Here is a 21,204-nt window from a genome sequence, read left to right on the forward strand (position 1 = left end):
GCCTCGGCTGTCATGAAGCCAGGTCAGCTCGCCCCGGAATTCACCCTGCCCGACCAGGACGGCAACGAACGTTCGCTGTCGAGCCTTCTGGAGGACGGTCCGCTGGTGCTGTTCTTCTATCCGGCGGCGTCCACCCCGGTCTGCACCGCCCAGGCATGCCATTTTCGCGACCTCGCCGACGAGTTCGCAGCCGTCGGGGCTTCCCGCGCCGGGATCAGCACCGATGCGGTGGCCAAGCAGGCGTCGTTCGCGCAGGCGCAGTCGTTCGACTACCCCCTTCTGTCGGACCGCGACGGCGCGGTCGCCGAGAAGTTCGGGGTCCGGCGAGGACTGCTCGGCAAACTAGCACCCGTCAAACGGTCGACGTTCGTCATCGACACCGACCGCACGGTGCTCGAGGTGATCTCGAGCGAGTTTCGCGCGAATGCCCACGGCGATCAGGCGCTGACCTTCCTTCGTGCCCGTCAGGCCACCTGAAAAGACCGCTTCGCCAAGCCCATCCAGAACCCGTCGATCACTTGGCGGGGAATCTGCTCGGGGTCGCTGGAGGCGCCGAGCGTCACGAACAGCGGAGCGAAATGCTCGATCGTCGGATGCGCATAGGGCATGCCCGGGGCGAGTGAGCGGAAGCCGATGAGCGAGTCGACATCGCCTGCGGCCAGGCACTCGTTCGCCCACGCGTCGAACTCCGCCGACCATCCCGGGGCCTTCGCCTCCGGCGAGGGGTCGCGCAGGAACGGCAGCCCGTGGGTGGTGAACCCGGAGCCGACGATCAGGACTCCCTGCTCCCGCAGTGGGCGCAGCCGCTCACCGAGGTGCAGCAGCCGTTCGGGGTCGAGCGTCGGCAAGGAGATCTGCAGGACGGGAATGTCGGCGTCCGGATACATCACCGTGAGCGGCACGTAGGCGCCGTGATCGAGGCCCCGATCGGGTTGATGCGCGACCGTCTCGTTGTCGGGCATGAGTGCCGCGACCAGCGTGGCCAGCTCCGGCGCACCCGGTGAGGCGTACGTGGCCCGGTAGAAACGTTTGGGGAAACCGCCGAAGTCGTAGACGAGGGGGGTCCCGGTGGTGGTCGAGCCGATGGTGAGCGGCGCGGACTCCCAGTGCGCCGAGACCATGAGGATGGCTTTCGGCCGCGGCAGTTCGCCGGCCCACTTCGCCAGTTGCGACACCCACAGTTCGCTGTCGACCAACGGCGGTGCTCCGTGGCTCAGGAACAGCGCGGGCATGACGTTCGTCATCGTGACTCCTCGAGGTTCGACTCACAAGGCCCTAAGTTGAACCTTCAAGTTAGTATAGGAGTCAACACGCGGATGCGACAACTATTCCCGGGTACCGTTCCGCAGGCGGCGTGCTGCCTATGGTGAAGAGGTCGCACAGCGGTTCGGCGCACGAAATGGAGGACACCACTCATGGGTGGGTACGACGAGGACAGCTCGACACAGACGGAGACACGCTGGCTCGACACCGATCAGCAGCAGGCGTGGCTCACCCTCATCGCACTCGTCACCCGCCTCCCCGCGGCCCTCGACGCCCAGCTGCAGCGCGACTCGGCGCTCACCCACTTCGAGTACTTCGTCCTCGCCTCCCTGTCCGGCGAAGACAACCATCGACTTCAGTTGTCCTTGCTCGCCCAGCGGGCCAACGCATCACTGTCGCGGCTGTCCCACGTCATCACCAAGATGGAAAAAGCCGGCTGGGTACGGCGAGAGAGCATCCGGGGAAGCCGTGGTTCCGACGCCGTCCTCACCGACGCAGGGATGGCCAAAGTAGTGGACGCCGCACCACCCCACGTCGAATCCGTCCGCGCACTCGTCTTCGACGGCCTCTCCACGGACCAAGTACGTCAGCTCTCCGAACTCGGCAGCGCCATGCTCACCCAACTCGACAAGGGCATCGCCGCCGGCACCGGAAGAGCGTGACGCGCCGAGTGCACCTCACCCCAGCGGCGACCCGCCTGCTCACCCCAGCGGCGACCCGCCCGCACGTCACCCCAGCGGCGACCCGCCGACACCCCAGTTCTCGGCCGGCACGTCCGCGATCGTCACCCAGACCTTCGCCGGGTCCTTACCCGTCGCCTCGGCGTACGCCTTGGTGACCGCTTCGATGGTGGCACGCTTCTGCTCGGTGGTGAGCCCGGTTGTCTGACTGATCTGGATCAATGGCATGAAGGCATTCTGCCCGAGGGCATGCGAGACATTCTGCCCGAGCGCCCGGAACTCTACTGCGCGGCGAGCAGAACGTCGGTGTCGAAGCACGTGTGCGTGCCCGTATGACATGCAGCGCCTTCCTGATCCACGATCAGGAGCACCGTGTCGCCGTCGCAGTCGAGCCGCACCTCGTGGACGTACTGCGTGTGCCCGGACGTCTCCCCCTTCACCCAGTACTGCTGGCGGGAACGGGAGTAGTAGGTGCCCTTGCGGGTGTCGAGGGTGCGGGCGAGTGCTTCGTCATCCATCCACGCCACCATCAGGACGTCACCCGTCGACCGTTCCTGTGCGACGGCGCTGAACAGGCCTGCGTCGTTGCGCTTGAGCCGCGAGGCGATAGCGGGGTCGAGACTCATCGGACGGTGATCCCTTCTTCGCGCATGGACTTCTTCACTTCGGCGATCGTCATGTCGCCGAAATGGAAGACACTTGCGGCCAGCACCGCGTCGGCGCCGGCCTCGACGGCGGGTGCGAAATGCTCCACAGCACCCGCTCCCCCGCTCGCGATCACCGGCACATGCACGGCCGCCCGCACGGCGCGGATCATCGGGAGGTCGAAGCCCGCTTTCGTCCCGTCGGCGTCCATCGAGTTGAGCAGAATTTCGCCGACACCCAGTTCGGCGCCGCGCACCGCCCACTCGACCGCATCGATCCCGGTTCCGCGCTTGCCGCCATGGGTGGTCACTTCCCATCCGGACGCGGTGTCCGGCTGACCCTGCGGGACCGTGCGCGCATCCACCGACAGCACGATGCACTGGGATCCGAAACGCTCGCTCAGTTCACGAAGCAGTTCGGGCCGGGCGATGGCCGCGGTGTTGACGCTGACCTTGTCGGCACCGGCACGCAGCAACCGGTCGACGTCCTCGACGGTACGGACGCCGCCGCCGACGGTGAGTGGAATGAAGACCTGTTCCGCCGTCCGGCTCACGACATCGAGCATGGTGCCACGAGCCGCGGTCGAGGCTGTGACATCGAGGAAGGTGAGCTCGTCCGCACCCTGTGCGTCGTAGGCGGCCGCCAACTCCACCGGATCACCTGCATCACGCAGATTCTCGAAGTTGACGCCCTTGACCACGCGTCCTGCATCGACGTCGAGGCAAGGGATAACCCGCACTGCCAGAGTCATTACGTACGCCCTTCCGAGAGATCGGCGCGGGGGTCACCCAGCGATCCGAGAATGTCGAGAATCTCACCGTGCACTCCGGGGGCACCGGCCAGCACAGAATCCGAAGCGATCGTCCACGGCTGACCGGCGAGATCCGTGACCACGCCACCCGCCGCCCGCACCAGAGCCACACCGGCGGCGTTGTCCCACGCATTGTGGCCGAACACCACCGTGCCACCGAGTATTCCTGCCGCGGTGAAGGCGAGGTCGACGCCGGTCGAGCCGTGGATCCGGATCCGCGACGACACCCGGCTGAGCTGAGCGAGAACCTGCAGCCGATAAGGCCCGGGGATACGTCCGCGGCTGTCGATGTTCAGTGCGCCCATTCCCACGATCGACGACGCCAGCGACGTCTCGGTGAGACGCGGCAGCGGCAGACCGCCCTCGAGGAGCGGCCCGTCCGCCACGGCCGCGTACCGTCGCCCGACGAGCGGCAACCACGTGAGACCGAGGACCGGGACACCGTCGTCGAGCAGGGCGAGAAGTGTGCCCGCCGTCGGCAATCCCGCCGAGTAGTTGAAGGTGCCGTCGATGGGATCGAGAACCCACACCAATCCCGCGTCGAGATCCGGGCCGCCGAATTCCTCGCCGTGAACCGCGATGCCGGTCCGATCCTGAAGTTCTCCGGTCAGCCGTTTCTCGAGTTCGAGGTCGAGAGCAGTCGCGAAGTCGTCCGGTCCCTTGTGCACGGCACTCGGCGACCCCACCCCGGCAACGAACCGGTCGTGGACGCCGTCGAGCAGCTCACCGGCAACGGCGAGCAGTTCCTGAGGATCGCGGTCCGGGCTCATGACCGGATCAGCCCGAGACCGCGGCGAGCGCCTCGGGGAGCGTGAAACGCCCCGCGTAGAGCGCCTTGCCGACGATGGCGCCCTCGACGCCCTGGTCGACGAGTCCGGCGATCGCCGTCAGATCGTCGATGGTGGACACACCACCCGACGCCACGACGGGCGCGTCGGTGGCCGCGCACACCTGCGCGAGGAGTTCGAGATTGGGGCCGGTCAGTGTGCCGTCCTTGCTCACATCGGTGACGACGTAGCGCGAGCAACCGTCCCGGTCGAGGCGCGCGAGGGTCTCCCACAAGTTTCCGCCCTCGGTGACCCAGCCGCGGCCACGGAGCTGATACTCACCGTCGATCAGCCGGACATCGAGGCCGACGGCGATCTTGTCGCCATACTTCGCGATCGCACGGGCGCACCAGTCGGGATTCTCGATGGCGGCGGTACCGAGATTCACGCGGCCGCACCCGGTGGCCAGAGCGGCCTCGAGCGACTCGTCGTCGCGGATCCCCCCGGACAGTTCGACCTGGATGTCGAGCTCACCCACCACGTCGGCGAGGAGTTCCCGATTCGAACCGCGACCGAATGCGGCGTCGAGGTCGACGATGTGCACCCACTCGGCACCGTCGTTCTGCCACGCAAGGGCGGCATCACGAGGCGAGCCGTACCCGGTCTCGCTCCCTGCCTCCCCCTGGACGAGGCGAACAGCTTCACCGTTGACGACATCTACAGCAGGCAAAAGGACCAGGCTCACGTGCGACAACCCTAGTCGCTCAGCGCCCGGAACCCGGCTCGGGGTCCTGCGGATCGTCACCGTAGGCGTTGCGGGTCATGCGCTTCGACACGTACCCCATGGACGCGATCGCCCCCGCGACTCCCAGAAGTCCGACGACCAGGCCCAGGACCGGCCCCGGCTTCACGACGAGAATGACGGTGGTCGCGATCACCAGCACCACGGTGGCCGCACCCAGCGCGCACACGGCGAGCCGGCCGATCGACAGGTCACCGCTCCCATCACCGGGCGATGGCGTCACAAGCTGCGCACCCAGTTCCGGAGCAGCTCCGCTCCCGCGTCACCGGATTTCTCCGGGTGGAACTGGGTGGCGGACAATGCACCGTTCTCGACGGCCGCGAGGAACTTCCCACCGTGATCCGCCCACGTCAGCGCGGGCGGTGCCAGCCGTTCCGGCGTGGGCATCTCCCACTTCTGCACCGCGTAGGAGTGCACGAAGTAGAACCGGGTGTCGGGATCGATTCCCTTGAACAAGGTGCTGTCGTCGGGCGCGTCGACCGTGTTCCATCCCATGTGCGGCAGGACGGCGGCCTGAAGCCGTTCGACGGTGCCCGGCCATTCACCGCAGCCCTCCGCCTCCACACCGAATTCGACTCCGCGTTCGAACATGATCTGCATGCCCACACAGATGCCGAGAACCGGCCTGCCACCGGCGAGGCGCTGGCCGATGAGTCGCTCACCGCGCACCGCGCGTAGCCCGTCCATGCAGGCGGCGAAAGCTCCGACCCCGGGAACCACCAGGCCGTCCGCCGCGAGAGCCACCTTGTGGTCTGCCGTCACCTCGACCTGTGCACCGGTGCGAGCCAGCGCGCGGGTGGCCGAATGGAGATTGCCGGAGCCGTAATCGAGGACTGCAATGGTGGGGACGGTCATGAATCGATTCTATCCGGCCGTGTCCGGCCTCCTAGGGCGCGGCCGACCAGCATTCCCGTCGCCGGGACGACGGCCACCGTCATCGCCGCCACCGCAAAGACCCACGAATACCCCGCCACCGAAGCGACGGCCCCGAGGGTGAGGGACCCGAATCCCGTGCCGGCGTCGAATCCGATGTTCCATCCGGCGCTCGCGGCACCGAATCGGGCGGGCCCGGCTGCGGTGAAGATCATGACCAGCGATTCGTTCTGAACGGCGCCGAATCCGAACCCGAAAATTACTGCCGCACAGACCAGGAGGATCCCGTCCCCGTCCCGTGCTGCCGCGAACGCGAACAGCGCCAGACCGCCGCAGGTGAACGCAAGCGCGGGCATCAACGCCCGGCCGACTCCGACCCGGTCGGAGAACGATCCCGCCGCGTAACGTCCGCACACTGCGGCGCCGCTGACCACCGCGAGGACCCCGCCGGCGAGGGACGCCCGCTCGGCAATGGCGATCGGCAGGAGACTCGACACACCGCCGAACGCTGCAGCCGCCGTGGCAATGGACAGCCACGGCACGAGCAGGACCGACAGCGGAAGACGCCCTCGTGCGGTACCGGCCGGGCGTGGATGCAGGTGCGGCAGCCGAGTGACGGCGCCCACCGCCAGCAAGGGAATCAGCGCACCGAGTACGAAGACCGGCGTAGCGGACCAGTGCTGCATGATCGCCAACCCCGCGGGCAGGCCCACCATCTGCGCGGCAGCCACCGCGATCCCCTGCGCGCCTGTGGCCCGGCCGAGCATCTCCCGCGGAACCAGTTCGGCGACGAGAGCGCTGCCCGCCACCGTGAGCATCCCGAAACCCGCACCCCGCACCGCGGACACGGCGAGAACCGGAATCGCCTCGGTGGACAGCAGGAACAGTAACGACGGCGGCCCCAGGAGGAGGCATCCGGCCGCGAGCACCCATCGGTACCCCCACCTGCGCAGGAGCCGGGGCACGCCGAATTGGGTCAGCACCGTGGCGGCCATGAAAACGGCAGTCACACCACCGGCGAGGGTGTCCGACCCTCCCGACAGAGACACGATCAGCGGCACCACAGGGAGCAGTACCGCCCACCCACCGAACGCCGCCGCACCCATCACCAGCGCGGTGAGCAGACCAGGAGTGCGTAGCAACCGGGGTCCGGTCACGGAGGCGACAGGCACTACAGCAGCCTGACGACGCCCGCCACTGCCGCCAGCACAGCCAGTGCCAGCAGCACACCCGAGGCCAGCTTGTTGAACTTCCACATCGAGTACGCGCCGCCCGCCGCTATTCCGGCGGCGATGAACAGCACGTACACCAGGACGACGCTCACGAAGGCGATCCGCTCACAGGCTGCCCTTGGTCGACGGCACCCCGGACACCCGGGGATCGGGTTCGACGGCCTCCCGCAGGGCGCGGGCGACGGCCTTGAACTCGGCCTCGGTGATGTGATGCTGGTCGCGGCCGTAGAGCACCCGCACGTGCAGGGCGATCCGGGCGTTGAGTGCTATCGACTCGAACACGTGCCGATTGATCACGGTCGCGTAGGGAACTCCGGGATAACCGCCGATGACAGCATGCAGCAAGTGTTCCGGTTCGCCGGTGTGGACGCAGTACGGCCGCCCCGACACGTCGACCGACGCGTGGGCGAGCGTCTCGTCCATGGGAATGAACGCGTCACCGAACCGCCGGATGCCCTTCTTGTCGCCAAGCGCCTGACCCAGGGCCTGGCCGAGCACGATCGACGTGTCCTCCACCGTGTGGTGCGCCTCGATCTCGACGTCGCCCTGGGCCTGAACGCTGAGGTCGAAACTCGCGTGGGAGCCGAGCGCGGTCAGCATGTGATCGAAGAACGGGACACCCGTCGAGATGTCGACGATGCCGGTGCCGTCGAGGTTCAGTTCGACGGTGATGCTGGATTCCTTGGTGGTGCGCTCCACCTTGGCGATGCGGTCGGTCATCCTCGGTCTCCTGAGGTCGTGAGTTCGGTGGCGGCGATCGCGTCGCTCGCCACGATGAAGGCGTCGTTCTCGGAGGCCAATCCGACGGTGGCACGCAGGTATCCGGGGATCCCGACGTCCCGGATGAGGACTCCGCGGTCGAGGTAGGCCTGCCAGGCGTGGGCGCTGTCGGTGAACTCACCGAACAAGATGAAGTTGGCGTCGCTGGGGATGACACGGAAGCCCGTGTCCTCCAATGCCTTCGACACCCGCACCCGTTCCGTGGCGAGCGCGTGCACGCTGCCGAGTGTCTCGTTCGCGTGCCGCAGCGCCGCGCGGGCGGCGGCCTGCGTAACCACCGACAGGTGGTACGGCAACCGGACCAGGAGCAGTGCCTCGATGAATGCCGGAGCGGCGGCGAGGTATCCGAGCCGGCCGCCGGCGAACGCGAACGCCTTGCTCATCGTCCGCGACACGACGATCTTAGACGGGTACTCGTCGATCAATGTCAGGGCGCTGGGGGCGTCGGAGAATTCGGCGTACGCCTCGTCGACGATCACGACGCCCGGCGCGGCGTCGAGGACCCGGCGCAGTTCCGCGATGCCGACGCTGTGCCCCGTCGGGTTGTTGGGGCTGGTGACGAACACGACATCGGGACGGCGTGCCCGAATCGCCTCCACCGCAGCGTCGACGTCGAGGGCGAAATCGGCGCGGCGGAAGATCGGCAACCAGTCCGTCTGCGTTCCGTCCGCGATGATGGGGTGCATCGAGTACGACGGCACGAATCCCATCGCGCTACGCCCGGGGCCTCCGAACGCCTGCAGTAGCTGCTGCAGGATCTCGTTCGAGCCGTTTGCCGCCCATACGTTGTCGACCGTGACCGGCACGCCGGTCTGGCCGGCCAGGTAGGCGGCGAGATCGGTGCGCAGCGCCACCGCGTCGCGGTCCGGGTAGCGGTGTAGTTCCCGCGCCGCCTCCCGCACGGATTCCGCGACGTCGTCGACGAGCGCCTGCGTGGGCGGGTGCGGGTTCTCGTTGGTGTTCAGCTGCACCGGCACGGCGAGCTGCGGCGCGCCGTACGCCGACTTGCCGCGCAGACTCTCCCGGATCGGCAGCGCGTCCACGCCGATGGACGAACCCGGCACGTTCGCCGCGGTCACCGCAAGGCCTCGAAGCGCAGCCGGACAGCCTCACCGTGCGCGGGCAGATCCTCGGCGTTGGCGAGGGTGATGACGTGGCCGGAGACCTCCTTCAGCGCGGATTCCGAATAGTCGACCACGTGGATGCCCCGCAGGAACGTCTGCACGCTCAGACCCGAGGAGTGCCGGGCGCAGCCCGCGGTGGGCAGGACGTGGTTCGATCCGGCGCAGTAGTCGCCGAGGCTGACCGGCGCCCACGGCCCGACGAACACCGCACCCGCACTGGTCACCTTCGCGGCGACGGCGGTGGCGTTCTCGGTCTGGATCTCGAGGTGCTCGGCGGCGTAGGCGTTGACCACCCGCAGTCCCGCCTCGACATCGGACACCAGGACGGTGCCCGACTGCGTGCCGGACAGCGCGGCAGTGACGCGCTCCTTGTGTTTGGTGATCTCCAGTTGCGCGGCCAGCGCCGTGTCGACGGCGTCGGCGAGCTCGGTGCTGGTGGTGACGAGCACGCTCGCCGCCATCACGTCGTGCTCGGCCTGGCTGATCATGTCTGCCGCGACGTGCACCGGGTCTGCCGTGTGGTCGGCGAGGATCGCGATCTCGGTGGGTCCGGCCTCGGCGTCGATGCCGACGAGGCCACGGCACAGGCGCTTGGCCGCCGTGACGTAGATGTTGCCGGGACCGGTGATCAGGTCGACGGGGGCGAGTTCGGCGCCGTTCGTGTCGGTGCCGCCGTAGGTGAGCAGGGCGACAGCCTGCCCCCCGCCGACGGCCCAGACCTCGTCGACGCCCAGCAATGCTGCCGCCGCGAGGATGGTCGGGTGCGGGAGCCCGCCGAACTCCGCCTGAGGCGGCGAGGCCACCACGAGAGACCGCACACCGGCGGCCTGCGCCGGCACGACGTTCATGACGACACTGGACGGATAGACGGCGTTGCCGCCGGGCACGTAGAGGCCGACCCGGTCGACGGGCACCCACCGCTCGGTGACGGTGCCGCCGGGGACTACCTGGGTAGTGGTGTCCTTGCGGCGCTGGTCGGCGTGCACCTTGCGGGTGCGTTCGATCGCGACTTCGAGAGCGGCGCGGACTGCGGGATCGAGTTCGGCGAGCGCACGGTCTAGTTCTGCCTGCGGGACACGTATCTGCGCAGGCCGGACGCCGTCGAACTGCTCGCTGAAGTCGAGGGCGGCAGCGGCGCCACGCTCGCGCACGGCGTCGACCACGGGGCGAACCTGATGCAGCACCGCGTCCACATCCACTCCACCTCGAGGAAGTGCGGCACGAAGTTCGGCCGTGGAAGGGGTACGACCACGAAGGTCGGTGCGGGCGAGCATGAGAGGTCCTCTCTGCGACTGGCGGGACACGGTGTCACTGACACGCAGGTCACGGATGAGCCGGCAGGTCACTGACGAGCTGGCTGTCCTCTGGAGAACAGCGCTCTGCACCGATTATCCAGGATAGGCGTACCGCATTTTCACCGGTCGGTGGCTGCCTTGGCGGGCGGCAGATCCCGCTCGTCCGGTCGTTGGAGATCGCGCGCAGGAGAAGTGTCGGGCGGCTCGCACCGAACTTCGAATCGGCGGCGGGCCTGCCGCGCGACTTCGTCGTCGGTGCCCCCCCGGCGAGTCGTATCCCGGAATGCCAAGTCTCGACCCGACGGGATACGGCCCGCACCTCCACGTTAAACCACCCCCGGGCGGACCTCAATGGCCCAGTTCGAGGGCGGTTTCGTCCATGAGCGGACGACATTGCCGACCGTGGGTCGCGCGACGAGGCCGACCGTGAAGACGCAAAGAGTCGACCTCAGTTCCACCCGTTACGCGAGGTCGGGGCACCCCCGCGGCGGAGTCGCGGCAGCCCGGGGGTCAGCGTCGTGGCAGGCTCCGGTCAGAGACGAGTCGATTCGACGAACCTCCTGGCGAGATTCTCTTCGGTGGACGCGCCGGGCGTCCATTCGGTGATCCACGGACCGGTGCCCTCGCTGGGGTCGACCACTCCCCGTTCGAGCCATGCATACCGTCCCTCGAGGAGGGAATGCGCGACCTGCCGATCGACGTCGTCGGTGTTGTGCCACAACCCGTCGAACAGTTTCTCCACACGGAGTGCGGCCTGCCGGCAGAACACGTCGGCGAGTTCGTAGGCCGCGGCTCCCTCGGCCTCGTTCTCCTCGCGCTGCATCTCCGCCTTGACACAGCTGGCGGACATCGCGAACAGTTCTGCGCCGATGTCCACCACCCGACCGAGAAATCCCTGCTGCTTCTCGAGCGCCGCCTGCCAGCGGGCCATGCCGTAGAACGTGGAGCGGGCCAGTTTGCGGGAATGTCGCTCGACGAAGCGCAGATGCTTGGCCAGAATGCCGAAGTCGCCGTATGCCATCGGCATTTGTCCCTTGCCGGCGACGAGCTGCGGCAACCACTTCGCGTAGAAGCCACTCGCCTTGGCCGCCGCCCGGGCCTTCGCGCCGGTGTCTGCGTGAGGGTCGGCGAGATCGCCTGCCGCCGTGAGATGGGCGTCGACGGCCTCGCGGGCGACGAGCAGACGCATGATCTCGCTCGAGCCCTCGAAGATCCTGTTGATGCGCAGATCCCGGTCGAGTTGCTCAGCCGGAACTGCCCGTTCTCCTCGCGCCGCCAGCGACGCCGCAGTCTCGTATCCCCGACCGCCGCGCACCTGGATAAGCTCGTCGGACAGAACGCAGGCCATCTCGGACGACCACAGCTTGGCGAGCGCCGCCTCGATCCGAATGTCGTTGCGGCCCTCGTCGTTCATCTGCGCCGACAGGTCCACCACGGCTTCGAGGGCGTAGGTGGTGGCGGCCATGAATGACAGCTTGTTGGCGACGGCCGCGTGCTCACCGACCGGCTTGCCCCACTGCACCCGGACACCGGACCATTCCCTGGCGATCTTCAACGACCATTTGCCGGCGCCCGCGCACATTGCGGGTATCGCGAGCCGGCCGGCGTTCAGTGTGGTGAGCGCGATCTTGAGTCCGTCGCCTTCGCGCCCGATGAGATTTTCTCTGGGAACGCGAACCTTGTACATGCGGGTCACGCCGTTCTCGATCCCGCGTAGCCCCATGAAGGCGTTGCGCCGTTCCACGGTGATGCCCGGGGTGTCGGCCTCGACGACGAACGCCGAGATCCCGCCGCGGTGACCCTCACTCTTCGGAACTCGTGCCATGACGACGAGCAGTTCCGCGACGACGCCGTTGGTCGTCCACAACTTCACGCCGTCCAATTCGTAGGCCGCCCCGCCTTCGATGGGAGTAGCCGACGACGCCAGCCTGGCCGGGTCGGAACCGACGTCCGGTTCGGTGAGGAGAAACGCGGAGATGGCACCTCGGGCACACCGCGGCAGGAACTCTGCTTTCTGCTCGGGTGTGCCGGCGAGCTTGAGCGGTTCCGGTACCCCGATCGACTGGTGCGCCGACAGGAGTGCGCCGAGGCTGGGGTGCACCGACGCGACCAGCATCAACGCCCGGTTGTATGCGACCTGGGAAAGCCCGAGTCCGCCGTACTCCTCGGAGATCTTCAGCCCGAAACATCCCAGGTCGGCGAGGCCACGAACGTACTCGTCGGGGATTCGCGACTGGGATTCGATGACACTGCCGTCCATCTCCTCGCAGTAGGCGCGGAGACGAGTCAGGAATTCGTCGGCTTTGGCAGCGTCCTCGGCCGCGGGCCGGGGAAACGGGTGAACCAGATCCAGCCGGAACCGTCCCAGAAACAGTTCCTTTGCGAATGAGGGTTTGTCCCAACCGGATTCCCTCGCCTCCTCCGCTACAGCTCGTGCTTCTTCCTCGGTGACCTTCGGAGCTGATGTGTCGACCATGACGCGCCTCCTACTGGCGGGTAGTCCTACCGACGAGTATCCCCCAAATCGACGGAGTCGACACAGCATTTCGGTTACTCTTCGGCCGATGCGGACTCCGTCGACTCTCCTGGGCGCCGGCGTGCTTCTCCTGTGCTTCGTGACGCCCCCGGCCACATCGGGCGCCGAACCGCTACCGGGCGAGTTCCTCTGGGGCGTCGCCACTTCCGGCTTCCAATCGGAGGGTTCGTCGCCCGACAGCAACTGGGCGCGCTACGCGGCGTCGGGCAGGACCGACGATGCAATCGGCGACGCGGTCGACTTCCGTCACCGCTACCGCGAGGACATCGCCCGCGCGGCAGATCTCGGTGTCGACGTGTTCCGCTTCGGCGTCGAATGGGCGCGGGTACAGCCGTCGCCCGGCTCCTGGGACGACACCGAACTCCGGTACTACGACGACGTCGTCCGGGAGATCACCGGCCGAGGGATGACACCGATGATCACCCTCGACCACTGGGTGTATCCGGGCTGGATCGCAGACAAGGGTGGGTGGACGAATCAGGCGACGGTCGACCACTGGCTCGAGTACGCCCGCAGGGTCGTTCCACGCTATTCCGGTCTCGGCGCGCTCTGGATCACGATCAACGAACCGACCGTGTATCTGCAGAAGGAACTGACGTTCGGCGGCGTCACCGCCGCTCAGGGTCCCCAGATGCTCGACCGGCTCGTCGAGGTCCACCGACGCGCCTACGACCTGATTCACAAGTACGACCCGGGAGCCCGGGTGAGCGGCAATCTCTCCTACATCCCGGCCGCCACCGACGCCGTGGATGCAATGTTCGTGGACCGGGTTCGCGAGAAGCTCGATTTCCTCGGTGTCGACTACTACTACGGCCTCGCTCTCGACAACGTCACCGCCGTCAACGCAATCACCGACGACTTCTACCGCATCGATCCGCAACCGGAGGGCATCTACTCCGCGCTGATGCGCTACACCCGCAAGTTCCCCGGACTGCCGTTGTACGTCGTGGAGAACGGTATGCCGACCGACAACGGCCAACCGCGACCAGACGGGTACACCCGTTCCGATCACCTCCGCGACCACATCTATTGGATGGAACGGGCCCGGCAGGACGGAGCACCGGTCATCGGCTACAACTACTGGTCGATCACCGACAATTACGAGTGGGGAACGTACCGGCCCCGGTTCGGCCTCTACACCGTCGACGCGCTCACCGATCCGACGCTCACCCGGCGCCCCACGGATGCGGTCGCGACCTACCGCGACATCATCGCTGCAGGGCTGCCGGACAGCTACGTCCCGGCGCGGAAACCGGGATTCTGCTCACTGGTGGATCTGCCCACCAGCTGCATCGATCCCCCGTAGGACGATTGCCGCCCGGGGCGCGACGTACCATCACCTGGTGTCGTGGCAGATGTGGTGGGCAGTGCTCGGGGCCTCGTGCGTGATCAGTCTGTCCCCGGGAGCCGGCGCGATCGCGTCGATGGCCACGGGGATGCGCTTCGGGCTCCGACGCGGCTACTGGAACATCGCGGGCCTGCAGCTGGGGTTGCTGCTGCAGATCGCGGTGGTCGCCGCCGGACTCGGGGCGCTGCTCGCGAACTCGACCCTCGCGTTCACGGTGATCAAGTGGTTCGGCGTCGCCTACCTGGTGTATCTCGGCATCCGCCAGTGGCGGGCGAGTGCGACCGACGTGTCCGGCGTCGACGGCGAGGTCGCCGAGACAGGTGGGCCCGCGATGACCTTGCGCGGGTTCCTGGTCAATGCCAGCAACCCGAAAGCCGTCGTCTTCATGCTCGCGGTGCTCCCGCAGTTCATCACCCCGTCGGCGCCCCTGCTCCCCCAGTACCTGATCATCGCCGCCACCATGATCGCGGTCGACGTCGCCGTCATGACCGGCTACACCGGGCTGGCGTCAAAGGTCCTGCGGCTGATGCGGTCACCACGCCAACAGCGCGCAACCAACCGGACGTTCTCCGGCTTGTTCTTCATCGCGGCAACGTTTCTGGCGACAGTCCGCCGCGCCGTCTGACCCGTGAGTACTTGTTAACCGCGGGCGGTTAACAAGTACTCACGGGTGGTTACATGTCGAGCCCGAGATCCAGCACCGTGACGGAGTGGGTGAGAGCCCCGACCGCGAGATAGTCGACGCCCGTACCGGCGTAGTCCGCTGCCACGTCGAGCGTGAGACCTCCGGAGGACTCCAGCTTGGTGCCGGGCGCCTTCGCGTCGCGGCGCTGCACGGCGATCTGCGTCTGCCACAGCGGGAAGTTGTCGAGGAGGACGAGTTCGACATTTTCGGCCAGTACCTCGTCGAGCTGCTCGAGGCTGTCGACCTCGACCTCACACTCGATGTCCGGGGCCGCCGCACGCACCGCCCGCAGCGCCGCCACCACCGAGCCTGCTGCGGCGACATGGTTGTCCTTGATCAGCGCCGCGTCCCCGAGCCCCATCCGGTGATTGACGCCACCACCGACGCGGACCGCGTATTTCTGCAGCGAACGCAACCCGGGCAGCGTCTTGCGGCTGTCCCTGATCCGCGTCCCGGTTCCCTCGACCGCGTCCACCCACGCCGCCGTCGCGGTGGCGATCCCCGAGAGGTGGCACACCAGGTTCAGCATGGTCCGCTCGGCAGTGAGCAGGGCTCGCGTAGGGGCGGACACGCTCAGGACCGGTTGCCCGGGGCTCACACGGGTGCCGTCGGCGACGCGCTCGAGCACCTGGTAGCTGCCCTCACCGATCACCTCGTCGAGCACCAGAAGGCCCACATCGAGACCAGCCACGGTGCCGTGCGCGCGGGACACGACCGACGCCTTGGCCACCGCGTCCGCCGGGACCGTCGACGTCGACGTCACGTCGGGGCCGTACCGCAGGTCCTCGTCGAGCGCGAGTCGCACGAGTGCCCGCACTTCGTCCGCGTCGAGACCGTCTGGAAGGACATGGCCGGACATCACAGCACTCCTGTCAGTTGGGGTTCGAGCAGTTCGAGTTCGCCGTCTCGGGAGCGAATGTGCGTGCTCCGCCGCCACTGTTCGCTGGACTCCGGATAGTCGCTGCGGGTGTGGCAGCCCCGGCTCTCGGTTCGCGCACCGGCAGCGAGCACCAGGGCAGACGCCGTGGTGGTCAGCGCGGCGTCCTCGAGTTCGGCCGGGCCGTCCGGAATACTTCGGGGTGCGTCGGCGCGCGCAACCGCCGCCGACGCGAGGCCCGCTCCGTCGCGAACCACAGAGGCGTGCGCGGTCATCACCTGCTGCACCAGTTCGCGAGACGCGTACGACAGTCCCGGCCGGACCGTGTCCGTCACCTCCACGCGCAGACCGGCACGCTCGGCCGCCGCGACACCGACACGTTCACCGACCACGAGACCCTCGAGCAGACTGTTCGACGCCAACCTGTTGGCGCCGTGCAGCCCGGTGCGCGCCACTTCACCGGCGGCGTAGAGGCCCGGCACCTCGGTACGTCCGGAGACGTCGGTGACCACACCGCCGCACGAGTAGTGCGCGGCCGGCGCCACCGGAATCAGGTGCGCGCGGGGATCGATCCCCGCCTGCAGGCAGGACGCCGTCACCGTCGGGAAACGCTCGGCGAACCCCGGCAGGTGCCGGGCGTCGAGATAGACGTGGTCGTGCCCCATTGCCCGCAGCCGGGAGGCGATCGCCCGGGAGACGACGTCTCGGGGAGCGAGATCACCGCGGGCATGGACGCCCTCGGTCACCGAATCGCCGTTCGCGTCGACGAGCCGTGCCCCCTCCCCTCGAACGGCCTCACTGATGAGCGGACGCCGCCCGAGTCCGCCCGGGGTGAACAGGACGGTCGGGTGGAACTGCACGAATTCGAGGTCAGCCACCGCTGCGCCCGCATCCAACGCCAGCGCGATGCCGTCCGCCGTCGCGCCGGGTGGGTTGGTGCTGCACGCGTACAGCTGACCGAGTCCGCCCGTTGCCAGGACGACGGCGGGCGTGTGGATCACGCCGAGGCCATTCGGTGCATCGACGAGCAGACCCGTGACCCCGCGCGCATCGGTGAGGACCCGCACCGCGGACGCGCCGAAGAGCACGGGCAGACCTGCGGCGCCCAGTGCCCGTTGCACCTCGGCCCCCGTGGCATCGCCGCCGGCATGGATGATCCTGCGGGTGCTGTGCCCACCCTCACGGGTGCGGGAGACGACGCCGTCGCGTCCACGATCGAACACCGCGCCCAGGTCGGTGAGGGCGGCGACCGCATCGCGACCACCGGCCACGATCGACCGCACGGCGTCTTCGTCACAGAGGCCGACTCCGGCCTCGCAGGTGTCCGCCACATGTGAGGCCACCGAGTCGGTGAGCGCATCTCCCACCACCGCGATCCCACCCTGCGCATACTGCGTCGCCGTGTCCGTGGGACCGCCCTTGCTGACGGTGAGGACCCTCAATCCCCGCAGGGAGGCGGTCCGAGCGGCCGTCAGTCCGGCCACCCCACCGCCCACCACGACCAGGTCGGCATGCTCTTCCCAGGAGATCCCCCGGGCCGGGCTGCTCACTCGCCGCCGCCAGGGTTTCCGATCTCGATCATGCGCTGCACCGACTTACGGGCACGCTCGGCAGTCTCGAGATCGACGTGAACCTCATCCTTGCCTTCGAGCAGGCACCGGAGGAGCGCCGCGGGGGTGATCATCTTCATGTACGGGCAGGAAGCGCGGTCGTTGACAGCCTGGAAGTCGACATCGGGCGCCGCCTTGCGCAGCTGGTGCAGCATCCCGACCTCGGTCGCGACGAGAACCTGCTTGGCGCCGGTCGCTCGTGCGGCGTCGAGCATGCCACCCGTCGACAGGATCTTCACTTTGTCCTCGGGGACGAACCCTTCTCCCGCCAGGTACAGAGCCGAGGTGGCGCAGCCGCACTCCGGGTGGACGAACAGCTCGGCGCCGGGGTGTGCCTTCGCCTGGGCGGTGAGTTCGTCGCCGTTGATGCCGGCGTGGACGTGGCATTCACCCGCCCAGATCTGCATGTTCTTGCGCCCGGTGACGCGCTTGACGTGTGCGCCGAGGAACTGGTCGGGCAGGAAGAGCACCTCCCGGTCCGGGTCGATCGACGCCACCACGTCGACGGCGTTGGACGAGGTGCAGCAGATGTCCGTCAGTCCCTTCACCTCGGCGGTGGTGTTGACGTACGAGACGACCACGGCGTCCGGGAATTCGGCCTTCCATTCCCGCAACTGATCGGCGTTGATCGAGTCCGCAAGCGAGCACCCCGCGCGCTCGTCGGGGATCAGCACGGTCTTGGCCGGGCTGAGAATCTTCGCGGTCTCGGCCATGAAGTGCACACCGCAGAACACGATGGTGTCCTCGGGCGCCTCCGCCGCGATGCGCGAGAGCGCGAGGGAGTCACCCACGTGGTCGGCGACGTCCTGGATGGCGGGCAACTGGTAGTTGTGCGCAAGCAGGGTTGCCCCCCGCTCACGCGCCAGCCGTTTGATTTCGGCAGCCCACTCCTCGCTCGCCTCGACACCCCCGTAACCGCCGGGACCGTCCTGAATCTGCGGGTACGTTCCCGCCCACAACGTGCTGGTCGTCATGGCTGCTCCTTCACCGTGGCCTCGGGCGGGCTGGCCCGAATTCCTAAATCGAGGTTTTCGACTTAGGATCGAAAACATGCCCCATAGTAACACCAGGCACGAAGTGCTCACCGCGGTGTTCCAGGTTCGTCACTTCGCCGATCGCATATGCACAGGTCACGCCGGTGATGCGCGTCACGCGACGGGCGCGGGCGAACTCGCCGTGTTGTTGTGGCAACGCGCCCTCGACCCTCAGGCCGGCGCCTGGTCGCTTCCGGGCGGCCTGCTGGGCGAAGACGAAGACCTCACGACCTCCGCCCGGCGGCAACTCGCCGAAAAGGTGGACGTGCGGGAGGTGTCACACCTCGAGCAGCTGTCCGTGTTCAGCGATCCACATCGGGTCCCCGGGCCGCGCACCATCGCCTCGACCTTCCTCGGGCTCGTTCCCCTCCCCGCCGATCCGACCCTCCCTCCGGACACTGCGTGGCACCCGGTCTCGGAATTGCCCGAGATGGCGTTCGACCACGGCACCGTCGTGCAGCATGCGCGTACACGCCTGGCCGCCAAGCTCTCCTACACCAACATCGCGTTCGGGCTGGCGCCCGGCGAATTCTCCATGTCGACGCTGCGCGAAATCTACTGTGCAGCACTCGGTTACCAGGTGGACGCCACGAATCTGCAACGCGTCCTCGGGCGGCGCGGGGTCTTGAAGCCCACCGGCAACACCGCACCGTCGGGCCGCACCGGCGGACGCCCCGCCGCGCTCTACCGGTTCACCGACTCCACCCTGCGGGTCACCGACGAATTCGCGGCGCTTCGACCACCGGCCTGACCCGCGTGCAATCAGGGACCTACGACGTCACCGTGAGTCGGCCTCGGTCCTCGGTCCGAGCCCCCGCCAGAACGTGTCCGATGCGGCGGTGACAACCTCGTCCACCGGCGCGCCGTCGAGCATCCCCCCGGCGGCGAGGGTGGCGATTCCGTGGAATGTCGCGAACGCGACGAGGGCGATGCGGGACGCGTCCCCGCCCCCGATGTCGCCGGCGGCCTGGGCTTCGGTGACGATCCGGACCGTGAGGTCCATCGCGGCGTGACCGGCCTCCACCACCCGAGGGGCGGCTCCGGGCGCGTGCTTGTTGCCGTACATCAGCGCCAGCAACTCGCGGTGGGCAAGGGCAAAGCTCACGTACGCGCCGGCGAGCGCGCCGAAGCGGGCCCGGGCGTGAGGATCGGCCTCCTCGACGGCGCGTGCGAGGGCGGCCGTGAGGCGCACGAAACCGGACTCCGCGAGTGCGTCGAGCAGGGCCTGACGGTCCCGGAAGTGTTTGCTGGGTGCGGCGTGGCTGACGCCGGCCTCACGGGCGAGCCGGCGGAGGGAGATGCCGTCGACGCCGTCCTGCTCGAGCGTGCTCTCGGCGCGCGCGAGCAGCACCTGACGAAGACTCCCGTGGTGATAGGGCTGTTCGGCGACGGACATGCCGCAAGTCTAACCAAATGTTGTCATTGACTACATAGATGACACTGACTACATTCGAGGCCACCCCACCGCTAGGAGCTGACATGTCCTTCGACGTATCCGGAACCACCGTCCTCATCACCGGCGCGAGCGCGGGCCTCGGTGCCGAATTTGCCCGCCGGTTCGCCGGGCGGGGTGCAGATCTCGTCCTCGTCGCCCGTCGCGTCGATCGACTCGAACAACTCGCCACCGAACTCCGCACCGCGCATCACGTGTCGGTCACCGTGATCCCGTTCGACCTCGCCACTCCCGGCGCCGGTGAGCGGCTGCGCACCGAACTGACTGCCCGCGACATCCGCATCGATTCACTGATCAACAACGCGGGATTCGGGACGCACGGAGACTTCGCGTCCGCCGACCTCGAGCGCCTCACCGCCGAGATCCAGCTCAACGTCACCACCCTCGTCGAGCTGTCGCACACATTCCTGCCCGACCTGCTGCGAGGACGCGGAGCACTCGTGAACGTGGCGAGCACCGCCGCGTTCCAGCCGACTCCCGGCATGGCCGTGTACGGGGCGACCAAGGCGTTCGTTCTGAGTTTCACGGAGGCATTGTGGGCAGAGGCCCGAGGCACGGGCCTCACCGTGCTCGCCGTCTGCCCGGGCCCCACCCGCACCGAATTCTTCGACGTCGTCGGTTCGGAGGACGCCGCCGTCGGCCGCATGCAGACCGCGGATCAGGTGGTGACGACAGCACTGCGCGCTCTGGATCGGCGCAGCACACCACCGAGCGTCGTATCCGGGCTGATGAACTGGGTGTCGTCCGTCAGCACCCGGTTCGCGACTCGCCGCATCGGCGCTCTCGCCAGTGGGCGTCTCCTCGGAGACGTCCGGATGCGAACCTCGGTCATGAAGTAAGTGTCGCGTCGCGCTCGTCCCATACGTCGAGCTCGACCGGGGAATCGCTGATTCCGAGGTCGTCGAATGGGTTGAGCGCGGCGAGTACCAACGTCACGACGCAGGCAGCCAGCGGCTGGAACACCAGTACGAGCAGCGTCCCGATCCCCGGTGCCGTCGCGACGATCGTTCCGGGCGTCGACACGTCGTCGCCGGGAAACCGCAGTGCAGCGACGCCGAGCCCTGCGAGGGCCATGACACCCGCTCCGACGATGTTGCCGGCGAGGACAGCCGCGAGAGCTACCGGACCACGACTCCGCCGCGCCGTCCACGCCGCAACCGCGGCGAGGATGCCCACGACCAGCCCCGCGCACGCGAACATGCCGATCGCATCGAACCGGTGCACACTCTCACCCGTCAGCGTCACGCCGCGGTCGGGCGCAACGACCAACAGGTGTTCTGCCGGCGCGAGCACTCCCCATATCGCCCCCACGAGTGCACTTGCCACGACCGTTCCGCAGACGATTCCGGCGGCAGATCGAAGCCTGATGCGCGGGAAGTTGGTCACACC

At 67.9% G+C, this 21,204-nt stretch carries 25 protein-coding genes; 6 read left to right on the forward strand and 19 right to left on the reverse strand.

Annotation, left to right across the window (positions count from 1 at the left end; genetic code table 11):
- Nucleotides 1–12: 12 nt before the first annotated feature.
- Nucleotides 13–477 carry a peroxiredoxin gene (locus JQT59_RS24700; protein ID WP_213572363.1) on the forward strand — a complete coding sequence of 155 codons (465 nt, stop codon included), beginning with the start codon at nucleotides 13–15 and terminating at the stop codon, nucleotides 475–477.
- Here the strand turns inward: JQT59_RS24700 and JQT59_RS24705 are convergent.
- Nucleotides 465–1,244: a dioxygenase family protein gene (locus JQT59_RS24705; protein ID WP_213572364.1), complete on the reverse strand. Its 780-nt coding sequence runs from the start codon at nucleotides 1,242–1,244 to the stop codon at nucleotides 465–467. The two genes, JQT59_RS24700 and JQT59_RS24705, sit on opposite strands and share 13 nt — an antisense overlap.
- A 171-nt stretch (nucleotides 1,245–1,415) precedes the next feature.
- Here JQT59_RS24705 and JQT59_RS24710 point away from each other — a divergent pair, with 171 nt between their 5' ends.
- Nucleotides 1,416–1,925 (forward strand): MarR family winged helix-turn-helix transcriptional regulator, encoded by a 510-nt coding sequence (locus JQT59_RS24710; protein WP_213572365.1) that lies wholly within the window; start codon nucleotides 1,416–1,418, stop codon nucleotides 1,923–1,925.
- Between the two features lie 66 nt (nucleotides 1,926–1,991).
- On the opposite strand, the gene JQT59_RS24715 is transcribed toward JQT59_RS24710, so the two are convergent.
- From JQT59_RS24715 to JQT59_RS24775, 13 genes are all read right to left on the reverse strand, one after another.
- Nucleotides 1,992–2,171: a tautomerase family protein gene (locus tag JQT59_RS24715; protein WP_109329378.1), complete on the reverse strand. Its 180-nt coding sequence runs from the start codon at nucleotides 2,169–2,171 to the stop codon at nucleotides 1,992–1,994.
- Between the two features lie 53 nt (nucleotides 2,172–2,224).
- Entirely contained in the window at nucleotides 2,225–2,569 is a 345-nt protein-coding gene (hisI, locus tag JQT59_RS24720) for a phosphoribosyl-AMP cyclohydrolase (protein WP_208961783.1), read from the reverse strand.
- Nucleotides 2,566–3,339 carry an imidazole glycerol phosphate synthase subunit HisF gene (hisF, locus tag JQT59_RS24725; protein ID WP_213572366.1) on the reverse strand — a complete coding sequence of 258 codons (774 nt, stop codon included), beginning with the start codon at nucleotides 3,337–3,339 and terminating at the stop codon, nucleotides 2,566–2,568. The genes hisI and hisF overlap by 4 nt, the downstream gene beginning before the upstream one ends.
- Entirely contained in the window at nucleotides 3,339–4,169 is an 831-nt protein-coding gene (locus JQT59_RS24730; protein WP_213572367.1) for an inositol monophosphatase family protein, read from the reverse strand. Before JQT59_RS24730 ends, hisF begins: the two co-directional genes overlap by 1 nt.
- Before the next feature lie 7 nt (nucleotides 4,170–4,176).
- Nucleotides 4,177–4,911 carry a bifunctional 1-(5-phosphoribosyl)-5-((5-phosphoribosylamino)methylideneamino)imidazole-4-carboxamide isomerase/phosphoribosylanthranilate isomerase PriA gene (gene priA / locus JQT59_RS24735; protein WP_109335048.1) on the reverse strand — a complete coding sequence of 245 codons (735 nt, stop codon included), beginning with the start codon at nucleotides 4,909–4,911 and terminating at the stop codon, nucleotides 4,177–4,179.
- Between the two features lie 19 nt (nucleotides 4,912–4,930).
- A complete protein-coding gene (locus JQT59_RS24740; RefSeq protein WP_213572368.1) occupies nucleotides 4,931–5,191 on the reverse strand; it encodes a hypothetical protein in 261 nt (86 codons plus the stop codon).
- Complete coding sequence (hisH, locus tag JQT59_RS24745; protein WP_213572369.1) at nucleotides 5,188–5,823, reverse strand: imidazole glycerol phosphate synthase subunit HisH; 636 nt, start codon at nucleotides 5,821–5,823, stop codon at nucleotides 5,188–5,190. Before hisH ends, JQT59_RS24740 begins: the two co-directional genes overlap by 4 nt.
- Nucleotides 5,820–6,947 (reverse strand): MFS transporter, encoded by a 1,128-nt coding sequence (locus JQT59_RS24750; RefSeq protein ID WP_213578057.1) that lies wholly within the window; start codon nucleotides 6,945–6,947, stop codon nucleotides 5,820–5,822. Before JQT59_RS24750 ends, hisH begins: the two co-directional genes overlap by 4 nt.
- A gap of 65 nt (nucleotides 6,948–7,012) precedes the next feature.
- Nucleotides 7,013–7,165, reverse strand: a complete 153-nt coding sequence (locus tag JQT59_RS24755; protein WP_201453564.1) for a CG2302 family histidine operon protein — start codon at nucleotides 7,163–7,165, stop codon at nucleotides 7,013–7,015.
- Between the two features lie 13 nt (nucleotides 7,166–7,178).
- Nucleotides 7,179–7,793 (reverse strand): imidazoleglycerol-phosphate dehydratase HisB, encoded by a 615-nt coding sequence (hisB, locus tag JQT59_RS24760; RefSeq protein WP_109329368.1) that lies wholly within the window; start codon nucleotides 7,791–7,793, stop codon nucleotides 7,179–7,181.
- A complete protein-coding gene (locus JQT59_RS24765; protein ID WP_213572370.1) occupies nucleotides 7,790–8,932 on the reverse strand; it encodes a histidinol-phosphate transaminase in 1,143 nt (380 codons plus the stop codon). Before JQT59_RS24765 ends, hisB begins: the two co-directional genes overlap by 4 nt.
- Nucleotides 8,929–10,251, reverse strand: coding sequence for a histidinol dehydrogenase (gene hisD / locus JQT59_RS24770; RefSeq protein WP_213572371.1), 1,323 nt, complete (start codon nucleotides 10,249–10,251; stop codon nucleotides 8,929–8,931). The genes JQT59_RS24765 and hisD overlap by 4 nt, the downstream gene beginning before the upstream one ends.
- Nucleotides 10,252–10,804: 553 nt before the next feature.
- Nucleotides 10,805–12,748 (reverse strand): acyl-CoA dehydrogenase family protein, encoded by a 1,944-nt coding sequence (locus JQT59_RS24775; RefSeq protein WP_213572372.1) that lies wholly within the window; start codon nucleotides 12,746–12,748, stop codon nucleotides 10,805–10,807.
- An 88-nt stretch (nucleotides 12,749–12,836) separates the two neighbouring features.
- On the opposite strand from JQT59_RS24775, the gene JQT59_RS24780 reads away from it, so the two are divergent.
- Together JQT59_RS24780 and JQT59_RS24785 are read left to right on the forward strand one after the other, a co-directional pair.
- Nucleotides 12,837–14,114, forward strand: coding sequence for a glycoside hydrolase family 1 protein (locus JQT59_RS24780; RefSeq protein ID WP_213572373.1), 1,278 nt, complete (start codon nucleotides 12,837–12,839; stop codon nucleotides 14,112–14,114).
- A 37-nt stretch (nucleotides 14,115–14,151) separates the two neighbouring features.
- Nucleotides 14,152–14,781 carry a LysE family transporter gene (locus tag JQT59_RS24785; protein WP_213572374.1) on the forward strand — a complete coding sequence of 210 codons (630 nt, stop codon included), beginning with the start codon at nucleotides 14,152–14,154 and terminating at the stop codon, nucleotides 14,779–14,781.
- Between the two features lie 49 nt (nucleotides 14,782–14,830).
- On the opposite strand, the gene nadC is transcribed toward JQT59_RS24785, so the two are convergent.
- From nadC to nadA, 3 genes are read right to left on the reverse strand one after another with little or no spacing between them, the layout of a single operon-like run.
- Nucleotides 14,831–15,700: a carboxylating nicotinate-nucleotide diphosphorylase gene (gene nadC, locus JQT59_RS24790; RefSeq protein WP_213572375.1), complete on the reverse strand. Its 870-nt coding sequence runs from the start codon at nucleotides 15,698–15,700 to the stop codon at nucleotides 14,831–14,833.
- Nucleotides 15,700–17,268: an L-aspartate oxidase gene (locus tag JQT59_RS24795; RefSeq protein ID WP_213572376.1), complete on the reverse strand. Its 1,569-nt coding sequence runs from the start codon at nucleotides 17,266–17,268 to the stop codon at nucleotides 15,700–15,702. The genes nadC and JQT59_RS24795 overlap by 1 nt, the downstream gene beginning before the upstream one ends.
- Nucleotides 17,265–18,302 (reverse strand): quinolinate synthase NadA, encoded by a 1,038-nt coding sequence (gene nadA, locus JQT59_RS24800; RefSeq protein WP_213572377.1) that lies wholly within the window; start codon nucleotides 18,300–18,302, stop codon nucleotides 17,265–17,267. The genes JQT59_RS24795 and nadA overlap by 4 nt, the downstream gene beginning before the upstream one ends.
- A gap of 76 nt (nucleotides 18,303–18,378) precedes the next feature.
- On the opposite strand from nadA, the gene JQT59_RS24805 reads away from it, so the two are divergent.
- Nucleotides 18,379–19,113: an NUDIX hydrolase gene (locus JQT59_RS24805; RefSeq protein WP_249353820.1), complete on the forward strand. Its 735-nt coding sequence runs from the start codon at nucleotides 18,379–18,381 to the stop codon at nucleotides 19,111–19,113.
- A gap of 27 nt (nucleotides 19,114–19,140) precedes the next feature.
- Here JQT59_RS24805 and JQT59_RS24810 read toward each other — a convergent pair whose 3' ends face one another.
- A complete protein-coding gene (locus JQT59_RS24810; RefSeq protein ID WP_213572378.1) occupies nucleotides 19,141–19,758 on the reverse strand; it encodes a TetR/AcrR family transcriptional regulator in 618 nt (205 codons plus the stop codon).
- An 83-nt stretch (nucleotides 19,759–19,841) separates the two neighbouring features.
- Here JQT59_RS24810 and JQT59_RS24815 point away from each other — a divergent pair, with 83 nt between their 5' ends.
- Complete coding sequence (locus JQT59_RS24815; protein ID WP_213572379.1) at nucleotides 19,842–20,654, forward strand: SDR family NAD(P)-dependent oxidoreductase; 813 nt, start codon at nucleotides 19,842–19,844, stop codon at nucleotides 20,652–20,654.
- Here the strand turns inward: JQT59_RS24815 and JQT59_RS24820 are convergent.
- Nucleotides 20,644–21,201: a DUF2567 domain-containing protein gene (locus tag JQT59_RS24820; RefSeq protein ID WP_213572380.1), complete on the reverse strand. Its 558-nt coding sequence runs from the start codon at nucleotides 21,199–21,201 to the stop codon at nucleotides 20,644–20,646. The two genes, JQT59_RS24815 and JQT59_RS24820, sit on opposite strands and share 11 nt — an antisense overlap.
- Nucleotides 21,202–21,204: the final 3 nt, after the last annotated feature.

This window comes from Rhodococcus sp. USK13 (assembly GCF_018343855.1).
Taxonomy (GTDB): Bacteria; Actinomycetota; Actinomycetes; order Mycobacteriales; family Mycobacteriaceae; genus Rhodococcus_F; species Rhodococcus_F oxybenzonivorans.